We start from the raw sequence: 326 nt of genomic DNA, 5'->3' as shown, positions 1-326 counted from the left end.
GTTCAATACATTACGCAGGGCATCAAAGCGGCTAACAGGAGCCACCAAAAGGTCAACAACCAAATAATACACTTCCGCCGATGCAATCCAGTCGCGGGACGGCTGTCCCTCAGCACCGGTCACAAGGATCCGCGGACCAGGCCATGTCATTGTGCGTCGCTTTGGGTCGAGCGCTGTTTGATTACTTTCTGTTGTGATGAACATTCATGCGCTCCACGAGTTTCACAAGCCCATTGTTAAGTGATATTTTTGCTTCCCAGCCCAACATTTCGCGCGCCCGGCCGCAGTCAAGCACATTGGATTGCACATCGATCCTGCTTGGCAAA

Annotated in this window: 1 protein-coding gene; it reads right to left on the bottom strand. The window is 52.1% G+C overall.

Annotated features, from left to right (window positions below; genetic code table 11):
- A partial coding sequence (locus A3722_RS24860; RefSeq protein ID WP_236627441.1) for a hypothetical protein occupies positions 1-204 on the bottom strand: 204 nt, incomplete at its 3' end.
- Between the last annotated feature and the right edge of the window lie 122 nt (positions 205-326).

The sequence above is a fragment of the Sulfitobacter sp. HI0027 genome (assembly GCF_001634775.1).
In the GTDB taxonomy this organism is placed as follows: Bacteria; Pseudomonadota; Alphaproteobacteria; order Rhodobacterales; family Rhodobacteraceae; genus Sulfitobacter.
Note: the sequence above shows the minus strand (reverse complement) of the source record. Positions and strands in the feature narration are given on the sequence as shown.